The 13415-nt window shown below is 51.3% G+C and carries 13 protein-coding genes and 1 pseudogene; 4 read left to right on the top strand and 10 right to left on the bottom strand.

What is annotated here, in order from left to right; genetic code table 11:
* Positions 1–8: 8 nt before the first annotated feature.
* Positions 9–667: pseudogene (locus ABH899_RS11690) on the top strand (IS1595 family transposase).
* Positions 668–756: 89 nt separating this feature from the next.
* Positions 757–987 (top strand): hypothetical protein, encoded by a 231-nt coding sequence (locus ABH899_RS11685; protein WP_369996276.1) that lies wholly within the window; start codon positions 757–759, stop codon positions 985–987.
* Positions 988–1152: 165 nt separating this feature from the next.
* Here the strand turns inward: ABH899_RS11685 and ABH899_RS11680 are convergent, their stop codons facing one another.
* Positions 1153–1287: a WCX domain-containing protein gene (locus ABH899_RS11680; RefSeq protein ID WP_369996274.1), complete on the bottom strand. Its 135-nt coding sequence runs from the start codon at positions 1285–1287 to the stop codon at positions 1153–1155.
* Between the two features lie 610 nt (positions 1288–1897).
* Here ABH899_RS11680 and ABH899_RS11675 point away from each other — a divergent pair.
* Positions 1898–2386 carry a hypothetical protein gene (locus tag ABH899_RS11675; protein ID WP_369996272.1) on the top strand — a complete coding sequence of 163 codons (489 nt, stop codon included), beginning with the start codon at positions 1898–1900 and terminating at the stop codon, positions 2384–2386.
* A gap of 300 nt (positions 2387–2686) precedes the next feature.
* On the opposite strand, the gene ABH899_RS11665 is transcribed toward ABH899_RS11675, so the two are convergent.
* From ABH899_RS11665 to ABH899_RS11635, 7 genes are all read right to left on the bottom strand, one after another.
* Positions 2687–3691 (bottom strand): DUF418 domain-containing protein, encoded by a 1005-nt coding sequence (locus ABH899_RS11665; protein WP_369996269.1) that lies wholly within the window; start codon positions 3689–3691, stop codon positions 2687–2689.
* Positions 3692–3695: 4 nt separating this feature from the next.
* Positions 3696–5639 (bottom strand): FtsX-like permease family protein, encoded by a 1944-nt coding sequence (locus tag ABH899_RS11660; protein WP_369996268.1) that lies wholly within the window; start codon positions 5637–5639, stop codon positions 3696–3698.
* Entirely contained in the window at positions 5614–6384 is a 771-nt protein-coding gene (locus ABH899_RS11655; protein ID WP_218230258.1) for an ABC transporter ATP-binding protein, read from the bottom strand. The genes ABH899_RS11660 and ABH899_RS11655 overlap by 26 nt, the downstream gene beginning before the upstream one ends.
* Before the next feature lie 237 nt (positions 6385–6621).
* Positions 6622–7614: a sensor histidine kinase gene (locus tag ABH899_RS11650; protein ID WP_218230257.1), complete on the bottom strand. Its 993-nt coding sequence runs from the start codon at positions 7612–7614 to the stop codon at positions 6622–6624.
* On the bottom strand, positions 7611–8312 hold the full coding sequence (locus ABH899_RS11645; RefSeq protein ID WP_369996266.1) for a response regulator transcription factor: 702 nt from the start codon (positions 8310–8312) through the stop codon (positions 7611–7613). Before ABH899_RS11645 ends, ABH899_RS11650 begins: the two co-directional genes overlap by 4 nt.
* Before the next feature lie 254 nt (positions 8313–8566).
* Positions 8567–9835: a chitinase gene (locus ABH899_RS11640; RefSeq protein WP_369996265.1), complete on the bottom strand. Its 1269-nt coding sequence runs from the start codon at positions 9833–9835 to the stop codon at positions 8567–8569.
* A gap of 258 nt (positions 9836–10093) precedes the next feature.
* Positions 10094–10888 (bottom strand): AraC family transcriptional regulator, encoded by a 795-nt coding sequence (locus ABH899_RS11635; protein ID WP_369996264.1) that lies wholly within the window; start codon positions 10886–10888, stop codon positions 10094–10096.
* A 152-nt stretch (positions 10889–11040) separates the two neighbouring features.
* Here ABH899_RS11635 and ABH899_RS11630 point away from each other — a divergent pair, with 152 nt between their 5' ends.
* Complete coding sequence (locus tag ABH899_RS11630; protein WP_369996262.1) at positions 11041–11823, top strand: ABC transporter ATP-binding protein; 783 nt, start codon at positions 11041–11043, stop codon at positions 11821–11823.
* A 176-nt stretch (positions 11824–11999) separates the two neighbouring features.
* On the opposite strand, the gene ABH899_RS11625 is transcribed toward ABH899_RS11630, so the two are convergent.
* Positions 12000–12707 carry a YqeB family protein gene (locus ABH899_RS11625; RefSeq protein ID WP_009673614.1) on the bottom strand — a complete coding sequence of 236 codons (708 nt, stop codon included), beginning with the start codon at positions 12705–12707 and terminating at the stop codon, positions 12000–12002.
* A gap of 65 nt (positions 12708–12772) precedes the next feature.
* The gene (locus tag ABH899_RS11620) at positions 12773–13351 is read right to left on the bottom strand and encodes a TetR/AcrR family transcriptional regulator (RefSeq protein ID WP_369996260.1); all 579 of its coding nucleotides are present in this window, start codon (positions 13349–13351) and stop codon (positions 12773–12775) included.
* Positions 13352–13415: the final 64 nt, after the last annotated feature.

The following is a 13415-nucleotide window of genomic DNA, read 5'->3' as shown; positions in this document are numbered from 1 at the left end:
TGATGACTGTGAGAGCAACTGAAATTCTTAAAGCCATTCAAAAACTAAATCCAGCAGAGAAACACCGATTACGAGAATATTTAATTGATGCACTTACTGCATCAAGCTCGACTGGAACCGTTCTTCACGAAATATCTGAACGTAAAATTTTGAAGGTATCGTTGAAATGGACGAGACCTATTTCTTGTACTCAGAAAAAGGACAAAGAAAAATCAAAGATAGAAAGCCTCGCAAACATGGTGGTTCAGCAAAAAAGTGTGGTATAAGCAATGAACAAGTATGTGTATTGGTTGCGAGGGACCGTGACAAGATGACTGTTTCGCAGGTATTGGGAATGGGAAGATTAACAAAAGAACAATTGGATAAAGCTATCGGTCATAAACTTTCAAGTGAGAATATATTATGTACCGATTCTTGGCGTGCCTTTAAGACTTATGCTGCCGAAAAGAAAATGGATATTTACCAATTCAAGTCAGACGGAAAGATTCGCACAAAAGGTCTGTACCACATTCAGAATGTTAACAATTACCTTGCTTGGTTTCAGGTATTAGAAAGCATTCAACATCAAAGAAATGAAGTTACTACGAACGACTTGATTATTAGAGGGAATTTGATAAAAAGTTCGGAACCCTATGATACAATTAGATTAACTAAATTTGTGATTTAACATTATATCTCATTCAACTAACGGGGCAGGATAATTTAATAAAGAAGATTGAAAGGAAAGTAATTCACAAAAAAAGGGAGGTATAAAAGGTGGACTTATTCCTCTGGATAACTATTGGTTTCATAATAATCGGATTTGTTGTTCTCACTTCTATGAAAAAAGGCATGGAAAGTAAGCTCGCTTTTATAACAGCAAGTATGGAAGACGAGGAAAGTTCAACAAAAGCTAAATCCATAATCTGGTGGATAGTGAGTACCACAGCTTGGGGAATAGTGAGTATGATTCTTATTGTTTGGTGGTTTCATAATCACTTTGGATAACTGTTGGTTTCAAATGTACTTAAACAAGCGGATGCGTTAGTTGAAGAAGATTATACTAAGAATTAGAACTTGCAGATAATCGGAAGTTCTAATTTTTAAATACATATCAACATTAAACTTTAACAAAGCCTAAAAGAAAAAGACTGACATCTGTATGTCATACTTCTATGTAAAGATTCCTCTTTTTTCGATCCTCTGCCGAATGTCTTCGATAAGCTCCCCGGGTTCCAGCACTTCCACTCCGTCTTCGAAGCTGAGAATCGATTCCGCAAGCCAGGAAGAAGGGGTGATAGCCTCCACGCGCCTCCGTGCGGATAGTCTGGAGCTTCCGCATCGTCTCCTCCGCTTTCTCGTCCTCCCCGAAGAGTGTCGAGATGCTTTGAAGCACCGTGAAATGGACACAAGACGTTCAAGTTTCATGAAAATTCTCCGCTCACTGGAAGTAAATGGTTCTTTCCTTCGTCTTTCATTATAGCACAAAGAAAACGGACCTCCCGGTCCGCTTTCTTCTATTTATAAGGTACGTGTTCTTTGAGCAGGGCCGCCTCCGGCAGAAGCCGGTCCAGGTAAAAGATGTTGGCGAGCCGTTTCGGCGTGAAGTCCGAAGCGAATCCGATGTTAAGCAGAACGATTTAAACAAAGTTTAAACGAGATTTAAACTTACAAATATATTCATTAAATACACTATATGGTAATCTATTTTCTAGTAGTACCAATACTCCAGTAGGAGTGAGGGTATTAAATAGACCCATTTCTGATTCGCTGCCAAGCTTGATCAGATGTGGTTCTTACGGGCGCAAATTCCATGTAATTCAAAGTATTTACGCATATTAATCTTGCAATCTAACTTACTTTGTAAATACTGGATAGGCGTACTTTTGCGGAAAGGAGATCCTGTACTTATTTAAGTGTGTTTGAACGAAGCAATCTAAAAAATTGGAGGAATGAAAATGCAACTGAAAATGAAAAGACAATCGTATCATTAATTCTCGCGACAATCGTTAGTTCTTTTCTAGCAATATCCGCATTTGCAAACAGCTATACTTGGTCATTTAAACTTGATCACAGGGTGATTGACGGCTCAAGTAGTGAAAATAATAAATTCTATAGTTTAGATGCAGGGGTCCTTGGTTTTAGTGGAGCTGTAAGTGTATATTCCTTAGATCCATATTCCACATACGAATTGGAGCCTGTAAAAATTTTAGTATATGAGCGTAAATTCGGTTTAGACAGGTTCGTAGGATCAACAACCGTAACACCGAGTAGACAATCCGCTCAAACCTTCTTTACAAACTTCGGGTCTCAACCTGCAGGAAGTTATTATATTAAAGCCATAAAAGATAAGGATGATGGAAACAACATCGAGGCAACCGGATCAATTAATACTTTTAACAATTAGATCCCTATAAGTTAGACACTACTGTTACGCAGCCTGTGAGGCAAGAGCTCGGTACTGTACCGGGCTCATGCCTTTTGGCTTTTTCTTGATACCTTCGTGATTGTGATCGTGAACATATTGCTCCAACTTCACAGTGTGTTATCGTCCTTTAGGCGCTGAAAGCTTGGTCCAGCATGATAGATACAAGTGAATAGACTGGGCGCGATTCAAGTGATACGCAATGATTTCTCCTTTATACCGAAAAAATGCACCTCCAATTGTTAGATGGTGTCTAACAATTGGGGTGCACATCGGGAGCGGTTATCCTTTGCCCGTCGTCTCGCTCATACCGGAGGAATGCCGGACGGACTTTTTCCCGTATGTCCCCAAGCGCCATACGTACTCCGCGGGTCCCATCCGGAAATAGCGGAACCACCATGTGCTCGCGGCCATCTGTATCAGGAGAATACCCGCCGCCGTCAAAGCCAGCTGACTGGAATGTATCCGCTGCGGCCAGTTAAAGAGCGCGCTCAGCGACAAGATCATCACGGTCTGCATGAGATAATTGGTCAGCGCCATTCGCCCCAGATAGTTAAGGGGCGCCAGCAGCCGCTGAGCCAGACGGCTCCGAAGTATGAGTGTCAGGGCCGTGACGTAAAACACGCTGAACGAAAGACCGCCTGCCGCAAAAGCCACATCGACCATCCCCGTCCGCTCGAGAATTTCTTCCTGTACATAGTAAGACGGGACAAGAAACAGAAGGGAAACGGTCATTGTAATGAGAAGACCGCGCCGGTAGCGGTCCGTTTGGCGGAAAAGTCCGATCTGCCCCGCCCATAATCCAAGCAGAAACAGTCCCCAAATCTCCAGAAGAAATACCGTAAAACAACCGGCGATCGTCAGGATAAAACCCGTCAAAAACACGACGGCCGATTTTAGCTTAAAGAAAGGCATCAGCAGAAACCCGAGGATCGAATAGATCAAAAGCGCTTCTCCAGGCTGAAAGAAGTGATGCGCCAAACCGATCGCCAGCAGCAGCAGGAGCCTCCGCGTAAACAAGAGCATGGCGCGATCTCCCCGTTCTTTCGCCCGAGATACGAAGAGGTAGAAACCGACACCGAAAAGAAAGGAAAAGATAACAAAAAAACGGTGACTGACAGCTATGTTCATAAACGTATTGACAGCAGCATCCGCGGCAGTTCTGTCCGTTGTCGCGAAAACCATCTGGCCGATATTAATGAAAACGATCCCGATCAGCGCAAACCCTCTTAAATAATCCAGCGTTTCAATTCGATTGTTGTTCTTCACGCTTGCCTCTGTTTTCATAAATCTAGACCATCCATTTGTTCAAGGTGCGTACGTAGCGCGAACGCACGATGACGAAGTAAACCGCCTGCGCGGCGAGGAAACCGGCCGATGCGATCAGGGCAGGGCCAAGCGAATTGGCAACCCCAAAGCGGTTCATGACGGGGCCCAGAACGACAACGGTCTGAACGGTAGAGACGACGATCGGCGTAAAAAACAGCAGCGCGATCTGAACCGTCGCCGATTTTCTCATTTCGCCGGCGCTCAAACCGATCTTGGAAAGCGCGCGGTACATTTGGCTGTCCGCAGCCAGCTCCGTATGAAGCTTGAAATAAAGAAAGCTTGCGGTCGATATCGAGAAAATAAGCGCGATAAACACCCCGATAAACCGGAACAGCGATGTAGCCTGCTGCAACTGCAAGAAGCTGTGGGCCCGGGTTGAAATGAAGCTGTCCGTTTGGCGCTTTTTCTGAAGCTCGTCGTGCCATTCCAGCAATTTTTTGCCGGCAACCGATTCCGGACTGTCGAATTCGGGCAGCTTGCCCGTGTTCCACTCGGGAACCACAAAGGCGAATCGCCGCGAGCTAATTCGGTTCTCTTTCTCGGACTCGGCTTTTAACCGTTTAAATTCATTATCTTCCAAGACAAGCAGCGTTCCGGAGCTGAACATGGAAACAAGCGATTCCTCGGTCCGTGTCTGGGTGACTTTCAAAGCCCCCGGCAGATTCTCCAGTTCGATCGTGCCCGCCGGAATCTTCTTTCCTCCCGGATCTTTCGTATAAAATACCGCGGCTTCGCCTGGTTGAAGAGCTTCCATTCTAGTCAGCCCGCGATTGTAGGTATCCGCGATCTTATTAAACTGGCTGACCGAGATCGGTTCAACATAATAGCGCGGCATTCCTTTAAGAGAAACATAGAAAGTCTCCGTCTCCAACTGCTTATAAGAAACACCGGCCTCCTTAAGTATGCCGTCTATGACCTTCAATTCATTGTCTATGTTCTCCAAGGAGTAGGAAGTGAACCGAATCGCCGACGGATCGTTTAAATAATACGCCCGGTTCTCCTGCTCGAAGGACAGGACGAAACCTGCACTCATACAGGAAACGGACGTCACGACCGTCACAAGAAACAACATCCTGGCGTTGTCTTTGAGCTTGTAGCTGAACTCAGACACCCACAACAGCCGCGTGCCCCGCCACACTCTCTTCCGGCTGCGCTTCACGATTCGGATGACCAATACGGTAAGTTGTGAATAAAACAGGTACGTACCCGCAATCCCCGTTACTGCCGCTATAAAGATATTGCCGGGTTCCAGTTCCCCGATCCGCAGCGCCATAAGGCCTGCCGTGAGCAGAACAATACCGAGCAGACAGAGCCAGATTGACAGCTTCGGCTCTTTTTTCGGCTTTTTGCTGCCGTTCAGAAGCTCCAGAACGTTATTTTTACGGATAAAAAGCAGTGTCAGCAGGGAAATAACGAGAAACAGAAGCGCGAAGGAACCCGCGGTCAGAAGAATAGCCCGGAACGGCCAGTAAAACGGCAAATCTTCCATTCCCGTCATTTTCATACTGATGAGCAGGAACAGCTTGGACAGAAAAATCCCGCTGAAAATGCCCGTAACGATGGAGGCGGCTCCGACGAGCATGTTTTCCAGGAAAATCAGCCGGTTGATCTGGCTCGAATCCGCACCGAGAATCGTTAAAATGCCGAATTCCTTGTTTCTCGATTTGAGAAACATGCTGATGGAATACAGAACGAAGAAAAATGAAAAAACGAACACGACATAAGCGGCGGCCTGCATCCCGGCTCGGGTCATCGGTCCCATCAGAGAACGGTCGAGCTGAGGATGATAAATGAATACGGCATACGTGAAAAAAATCATCACCGTAAACGCGCTGCTCAGAAAATAGGCAAAGTAAGCCCGGCCGTTGCGCTTGACGTTGTTAAACGCGAATTGAGGAAAGTTCATTCGTATTCCCTCCCCAGAAAGACAGTGTATCGATGATGTTCTGGAAAAACGTCTGCCTGCTGTCGCCACGGTGAATTTCGGCGGCCAGCTTCCCGTCCTTGATAAAAACGATGCGGTGACAGTAGCTTGCCGCGAGAGGATCGTGCGTCACGAGCATAAGCGTCGTACCTTCGCGCTCGTTGATTTCCGCGAGAGACTCCATCACAACGCGCGAGGCGTTGGAGTCGAGAGAGCCAGTCGGTTCATCCGCAAGAAGCAGGACCGGCGAAGTGATGACAGCCCTTGCGATGGCCGTCCGCTGGCGCTGTCCGCCGGATATCTCGTAGACGCGTTTGCCGAGAATATCCGTGATGCCAAGGCGCTCGGCAACTTCCTGCAGCTTGCGCTCCATTTCGCCGAGCTTGCGGTTGTCCAGCGTCAGCGGCAGCACGATGTTTTCCGCAACCGTCAATGTATCCAGCAGGTTGAAATCCTGAAAGACGAAGCCGAGCTGCCTGCGGCGGAACACGGCGAGGTCTTTTTTCTTCATCCGGTACGGATTTTCCCCGTTGATGCTCACTTCACCCGAACTCGGCCGGTCAATGGTCGACACCATGTTCAGCAGCGTCGTTTTTCCGCTTCCCGAAGGGCCCATGATTCCGACAAACTCGCCTTTCCCGATCGTTAAATGAATATCCGTCAAAGCATGGGTCACGACTTTGCCCGGATATGTTTTATGGAGGGCTTTGACTTGTAAAATATCCATGTTTCTCACTCCTGTCCCGGAATTCTCTGTCCGGTTTGTGTTCGTGAATCAGCTAGCTTACCCCTACTGTACAAAATACAGGGCTGACCGGCTATGGATTTACCTTAACGTATCCTTACAATCGCTGTAAGACTATGTTCGCCTTTCCGTTCGGAAGTATTCGCAGGCCGCGCCCGCACGGGCAAAAAAGAAGAGCACTGCAGCTTGCAGCGCCCTTCTTGTACGGGTTGCCTCCGGTCAGGTTTGTTGTCCAGGCCGGAAAAGAATCCGCACGGTCGTGCCGGCACCCGCCTCCGATTCCAGCTCGACGGCATGTCCGAGTTTCCCGGCGATCTCTTTGACCAGGTACAGGCCCATTCCCGTCGACTCGTGGTACTGCCTGCCCTTCTGGCCCGTATAATACGGGTTGAACACCCGTTTCAAGTCTTCGCGGGCAATCCCGATCCCCTGATCCGTAATTTCCAGCACGGTGGCGTTTCCCTGCGTGAAAGCGGCAATCGAGACGCTGTCCCCTTTTCCGGCGGAATAGTTAACGGCATTGGTCAAAATCTGACCGAGCATAAAACGCAGCCATTTCCGGTCGGTGTACACTTCCAGACTCTCGCCGATATGAAGCTTCGCGGCAATCCCTTTGCGGATGAACAGCCGCCGGTTCTCCGCCACCGACTCGCCGACCACCCGCAGAAGGTTCGTCGTTTCCACGCGGAAATCTTCGCTGAACCGGTCCAGCCGCGAGGTGTAGAGCACCATCTCCAGCCCTTTCCGGATGCGGTCGAGTTCCTCCTGAAGGCTCTGCATATGCTCGTCTTCCAGCTCCCGGAGCGTAAGCTGCATGACCGCCAGCGGAGTTTTCATCTGATGGACCCAGCGGTTCATAAATTCGATATGCCGGTCCATCTTGCTCTGATACGCATGAAGCTGCTGCTCGTACGTCCGCTCCTTCACGCGAAGCACTTCCCGGAACGCCTCCGCGAGCGCCGAGTCCCCCGGCATCTCAAAGCTGCCGTCCGCGGCGGACGAAGGATTGTCCAGGCTGTTGTAGAGCGCACTTTGCTGCCAGTACCGGTAAAGGAGATACAGCAAAAGCACGGCGAAGCTGATCGCCATCCCGTAGAGCACGATCCCGGGCGGGCGGCCTTCCCCGCTCAGCCAGTAGAGGGCGGGCACCAGCAGCATCTGGGCCAGATAAAACAGCAGCAGCGGCCTGTGGTCTTTCCAGAACAGGCTCATACGGGTCCGGGAGGCGCTGCGCCGAAGCGGTAACCGGCCCCTCTTACGGTTTCCACGGCCTGCGGGCAGCCCAGTTCCTTGAGCTTTTTGCGGACCCGTGTGATATATACGTTCAGCGTGTTGTCGTCTATAAAATGCTGGTCTTCCCACATCAGGTCCAGCAGCCGTTCCCGGCCGACGACGCGTCCCTGCTTCTCCATCAGCGCCTCCAGCAGCACTGATTCCTTCTGCGTTAATTCGGCGGACCGGCCGTCCACGCTGACGACATATCGCTCGGGATACAGCACGAGTGAACCGCACTGCACGGTTCTTTCCTCCTGTGTCTGAGCATACGAACCGTAAGCTCTCCGCAGATGACTGCGGATTTTGGCCAGAACGATCTCCATATCGTAAGGTTTCGTTATATAATCATCCGCCCCGTTCTCCAGCGCCATCACCTGGTCCATCTGGCTGTCTCGGGCGGAAATAAACAGAATCGGACAAACGGAATGGGCGCGGATCTGGCGGCACCAGTAAAATCCGTCATAGCTCGGCAGATTGACGTCCAGCAGGATCAGATGAGCCCCGGACGCCAGAAACGCGTCCAGAACGCGGCCGAAATCTTCCGCTTCGTCCACCTCGTATCCGTACTTGACGAGATACGAACGCAGAAGGCCGGCTATTTTCGGGTCATCTTCCACGATGAAAATTTTATACATGACAGCCTCACAACCTCTTCAGCAATTAAATAGCGGAACAGCTTTACCTTACCATGCCGCTAAAAGAGGTGCAAAGCGAGGAGACATCAATTGCGAATTATTCTGAGCCTCTTGGTCCTCTGACTGGAACACAAAAAAACTGCCGATCCATGATGGTACCAGCAGCTGAATATTGAGTATTCCGCTGAGTTTTTAATGCAAAAAAAGCCGCCGGTTTCCCGGCGGCCTTCGCGTATCTACAGCCTCTCGCTTCGTCAGAACGGCTTCATTCCCAGCGTATCCAGCTTCTCCCCGGAGATATCGACGCCCATCCGGCTCGTAATATCCCGGTAATGGGCCGCACGACGGGTTTCAGGCTGATTTGCTTCCAGCCCGTTAAGCACCATCGTCGTAATGCCGAAACCGGCGGGCTTCAGCCCTTTCTCGGCCAGCTCTTTCGACGGTTTCCACCTGCCGATCATGACATCGTGCGCGGACGGCTTCGGCGCCTGAGGCGTCATCCAGAACAGAATCGCCGTCATGAACCCGATTTTGCCTTCGGCCGCCACGATTTCCGGATTTTTAAGCAAAATGTTCTTGTCTCCGTAAATGATCGAGCTGAACAGGCCGTAGTTGAAGTTCCAGCTGAGCATGATCGGCCCGCGCCCGTAATATCGCTTATCCCCGAAGCCCGGGTACAGCTTGGAACTGTCGGGATCGACGAAATTGGACATATTCTGTCCCGTCCGGCCGGCGATATTTTCATTCCAGAACAACCCCCAGCGCAGCGGTCCGCCCGGAGCGGCATCCCATCCGCCGCCCGTCTCGTGGGAGAGATGGGCCAGCAGAGCGGCAAGCTCCCGCTTGCGGTTTTTCTTCGTGCCTTCTTTCAGGAAGGTGCCGTAATCCACGATTTCGGTTTCGATGATTTTGCCCCGGTTGGCTTCCGAATTGAAATCGGCCGAACGGGAGACTAACGTTTCCGTCTTCCCTTCTTTGTCCAGCCGGAAAACCTCCTGCGAATTTTTGGACCCCTTCCGCGTGCCGACCTTATACTTGATGTTCGCCGCCTCGGTTACGGCCTGAATGAGGTTCTCGTAAGAGAAATAATCGGTCTGGTTTTCCTTGTCGTACTCCTTCCCTTTAGCGGCTTCATGCCACTGCGCCGATCCGAGCCGGTACGGGAACAGCTCCTCGTAATCCTTTTGCGGCAGTGCCGCTTTGACGGCCTCTACGGCCTTATCCGGGCTGTATTCCGGCTCGATGCCGTCCCATTCTTTGCGGATTTCTTTGGAGCTGAGCACACGGCTTTCGCCGACCTCCAACTGGCTTCCCTGAGTCAGACGCTTATGCTTGCCGCCCTTTCTGTAAGCGTTATCATTTTCGCTTTTATGAGAGGAAAAAGAATTTCCCGCCTCAACGGCATGCGACGTTTCAGATGCTGCAAGCGCTTGCATAGGTGACAAAAGAATGGCACTCCCCAAAGCAAGACAGAGGGCACGATACATAAACCGGGTAGAGAGCGGATATTTCCAATGAGACATAATCATTCTCCTTTAACTATAAATATTTGTTTGCATTACTAATCTATAGGAAAATGGATATTTATGTATATAGTCTTATAATCCTATCGTTAGCAGGACCTTTTAACTAAGTAACGCGTTGCACAAGCATTTATTTACCCGATTAAAAGAAACGGGATTAGTCGAAAAAAGGCTGTGCTCTTCTAAAAGCAGACAGCGGCCGGGGACGAACGCAAAAAAACGGCAGCAGGTGCGGCCGTTTTTCATATCGGTCTACAGTTAAATGCGGCTGTCTCGGCGGTACTGTTCGGGCGTTTTGCCCTCGGCCTTCAAAAACGACCGGTAAAACTGGCTTGCGCTTGAGAAGCCCAGTCCCGCACTGATCGCCGTGACGGTTTCGGATGTGCGGATCAAAAGCCGCCGGGCTTCCTGCATTCTCAGTTTCAGAATGGTCTGGTGGGGAGTCAATCCCGTTGCCGCTTTAAAGGACCGGATAAAATGATACCGGCTTTGCAGGGCAATGGCCGACAGAGTCTCCACGGGGATCGCGGATTTGTAATGCACCCGCATGTAGTCCCAGGCCTCCCGCAAATGGGGGTCCGCTATGGATCGGATGAGCTCCGTGTCCGCGGCATGTCCGGGCGCCGGAGGCATCCCCGCTTCGAGCATCCGGCTTACATCGTGCACGACACGGCTTTCGGCGGCCCGGTGGCTCTCGTCGTTACGGGAATTGATCAGCCCCGACGTCCAGACTCCGAACCTTTCGGCCGCTTCGGCCGGATTTACGTCGAACCGGTTCCCGCGGCCTTCCGGTACCGGTAAGAGACTCCCGTGCAGCTTGACAATCAGCACGCTCTCCCCCGGACCCGTCCTGAAATAATGCTCCTCAGCGGGACGCTGGATCAGCACTTCCCCTTCCGCCAGGCGGTACGTCATGCCGGACTGCGTAAACTCGCAGGCTCCGCGGACAGGGATCGTCATCTGGAACCAGTCGGGATGGCGGTGCGGTTCGTTCACGTACGCTTCCTCGTATTTGTACAATTCGAGACGGCCGGTGGTCATTTCCAGCTTCATGGGCCTGCACCTCCTCCGCAATAGCGAAAATTGCTTTTTTTAGGACACGGATTCAGCACAATTGGTATCGACAGCGCCCGCATCTCTCTTTATGATAAATAAAAAGCTTACGGGGCATTCCCGCAATTTTATGAAAATGGAGACGGATAGCCATGGATACTGCAATCATCGAGCTTAAAGACGTTACTTGGAAAACAGGCAACAAGGAACTGCTGAAGAGGGTCGGCTGGACGGTTCGGCCCCAAGAACACTGGGCGCTTCTCGGGCTGAACGGGTCCGGCAAAACGACGCTGCTCAATCTCATTAACGGCTATATCTGGCCGACCCGCGGCAGCGTTACCGTGCTCGGGCACCGGTTCGGCGAAATCGATCTGCGGGAGCTGCGGCAGTCGATCGGCTGGGTCAGCTCTTCCCTGCAGGACAAGCTGTACGGGACGGATCAAGCCCAAAACGTCGTCATCAGCGGCAAGTACGCCACAATCGGCTTGTACGAACGTCTTACGGACGAGGATTTAAACAGAGCCGAAGCCCTTATGCGCACGATGGGCTGCCTGCATCTGTGGGACCGCGAGTTCAGGACCTGCTCTCAGGGAGAGAAGCAGAAAGTTCTCATCGCCAGAGCGCTGATGGCCGATCCGAAGCTGCTGATTCTGGATGAGCCGTGCAACGGGCTCGATCTGTTTTCGCGTGAAAAGCTGCTGGAGAGCATCCGCGAACTGACGCGGCAGGAAGAAACGCCGACCCTGATCTACGTGACCCACCACACCGAAGAAATTCTTCCGGTGTTCGGACACACGCTGCTGCTCAGGAAAGGCGAAGTCGTGCGCCAGGGCGCGACCGGCGAACTGATGAACACGGCGACGCTGAGCGAGTTTTTCGAAGCGCCGGTCCGGGTGGACAATCACGACGAGCGTTTTTACGTACGCGTGCCGTGAACGGGTTCGCCGGACCTGTAAACGCAACCGGGCGCCGCTAGTGGTTTCTCTCTCTCGTTGACAAACGTCATGCGACAGCTTGCGTTCGTCTCAAAGAGAGGCAGCCCCGGTACGCATGCGGGTGAACAGAACCGGATGCGGGAGAGCATCCGCCATCGTGCGGTGAAGGACGCGGGCTAACCGCGTCCTTCGTCCGTTCCGCGCCAGTACTGGCGCGTTCCCTCGTCCCGGACAACGACGCCGAGCTTGGCGATTTCGCGCCGCAGATCCGCCGCTTCTTCCTTCTCCTTCTTTTGCAGCGCCCGTTCGCGCGCTTTCAGAAGCGCATTGACGGGCAGGCTGACGCCGGGCATATCGGGCACCCACCTCGCGTACCGCTCTTTGTAAGGGTCCCCTTCTCCCGACCAGCTATAGCCGAAAGGCCGCAAAGCGGCGGGCAGGCTCTCCGCGGGAGCTTCGTACGTTTCCCGGGCCAATTCCCGGCCGCCGGCTCCCAGAATGACCATTTGTTTGCCGTCCATAAATACGATCCGGACCGCCTCTTTGGGAATCGTCTGCACCCGGCCGTCCTTCTTCAGCTGAATTTCTTGCTCCGAGAGGGTAACGAACACGATTTCCTTAAACGCCTGCCCCGTAAACCACAAGCCCGCAGCCGCACCCAGCAAAGCTGTAACAAGACTGACCCAGGGCCCGTGAAAAGATGTAAGAGCTTCAATGGGACCTTGATACGGGATCCAGGGTAGTTTAAGCGCCAGTCTGGCGAGGCTGGGGATAAAGTAGCCCAGAACACCTCCCAGAAGGGCCGGACCGGCAAGCAGAATAATCCGCGACGCGCTGTCGAGACCGACCGTTACCTGCTCCGGTTGTGTAGGGAAGCTTGTCATAAGACATCACCTGCTTTGCTTAAAATAAAAATGAGCGGCACAACTGTTCATACAGCCGCAAATTTTCAGGCGCGGATCAAAACGCCGGCGACAGCTTCCGCCCAGACTTCTCTCACATCCGGCTTAAAGCCCATCAGCATGAAGTTGCTTAAATTGTCGATGACGAGCGCAAGCACATAAGCCTTCGCCGAAATTTTGTCCGGAGCGACGACGCCGAGTTCCACGCCTTTTTCCATTAAAGCCGTGAAGCCCAGCAGAAAGTCTTCCTCGATGTCATGCAGCCGCTGCCGATAGACGTCTTGACGGCTTACAGCCAGCAGGAATTCGTTCAAAACCCGCAGAACGCTGTATTCTTCTTCTTCCTGCGGAAGCATTTTCAACCCGTTCTCGATAAGCAGCGTCTGAAAATTTTCCTTTGTAAATTCGTCGAGCTTGAAGTAATGGGAAAATGTATAGTCCCGGAACGTTTCCTCGAAAATAAACGCGATCAACGCCTCTTTCGAAGAAAAATGATAATAGATGGCGGGCTTGGTAATCCCGACTTCGGCCGCAATCATGGCGAGACTTGTTTTATCAATGCCGTGTTCCGCAAACAGTTTGAAGGCGGCTTCGAGAATCTGCTGGTGAGTCTGATTGTTGGACATGGATTTTTCTCCCTCATAGCGAGCCTGTTCGCTTTATTTTTACTTACCGATAGGTAAAATTATA

This window comes from Paenibacillus sp. RC84 (genome assembly GCF_041260495.1).
GTDB lineage: Bacteria > Bacillota > Bacilli > Paenibacillales > NBRC-103111 > Paenibacillus_F.
The sequence above is the reverse complement of the archived record's forward strand: the minus strand, read 5'-3'. Positions and strand labels throughout refer to the sequence as shown.

Bases quoted from the DNA above. Each gene is read 5' to 3' on its own strand.
- ABH899_RS11620 (WP_369996260.1), bottom strand. From the start codon at position 13,351: ATGTCCAACAATCAGACTCACCAGCAGATTCTCGAAGCCGCCTTCAAA.
- ABH899_RS11660 (WP_369996268.1), bottom strand. From the start codon at position 5,639: ATGAACTTTCCTCAATTCGCGTTTAACAACGTCAAGCGCAACGGCCGG.
- ABH899_RS11630 (WP_369996262.1), top strand. From the start codon at position 11,041: ATGGATACTGCAATCATCGAGCTTAAAGACGTTACTTGGAAAACAGGC.
- ABH899_RS11625 (WP_009673614.1), bottom strand. From the start codon at position 12,707: ATGACAAGCTTCCCTACACAACCGGAGCAGGTAACGGTCGGTCTCGAC.
- ABH899_RS11655 (WP_218230258.1), bottom strand. From the start codon at position 6,384: ATGGATATTTTACAAGTCAAAGCCCTCCATAAAACATATCCGGGCAAA.
- ABH899_RS11645 (WP_369996266.1), bottom strand. From the start codon at position 8,312: ATGTATAAAATTTTCATCGTGGAAGATGACCCGAAAATAGCCGGCCTT.
- ABH899_RS11640 (WP_369996265.1), bottom strand. From the start codon at position 9,835: ATGTCTCATTGGAAATATCCGCTCTCTACCCGGTTTATGTATCGTGCC.
- ABH899_RS11650 (WP_218230257.1), bottom strand. From the start codon at position 7,614: ATGAGCCTGTTCTGGAAAGACCACAGGCCGCTGCTGCTGTTTTATCTG.
- ABH899_RS11635 (WP_369996264.1), bottom strand. From the start codon at position 10,888: ATGAAGCTGGAAATGACCACCGGCCGTCTCGAATTGTACAAATACGAG.
- ABH899_RS11665 (WP_369996269.1), bottom strand. From the start codon at position 3,691: ATGAAAACAGAGGCAAGCGTGAAGAACAACAATCGAATTGAAACGCTG.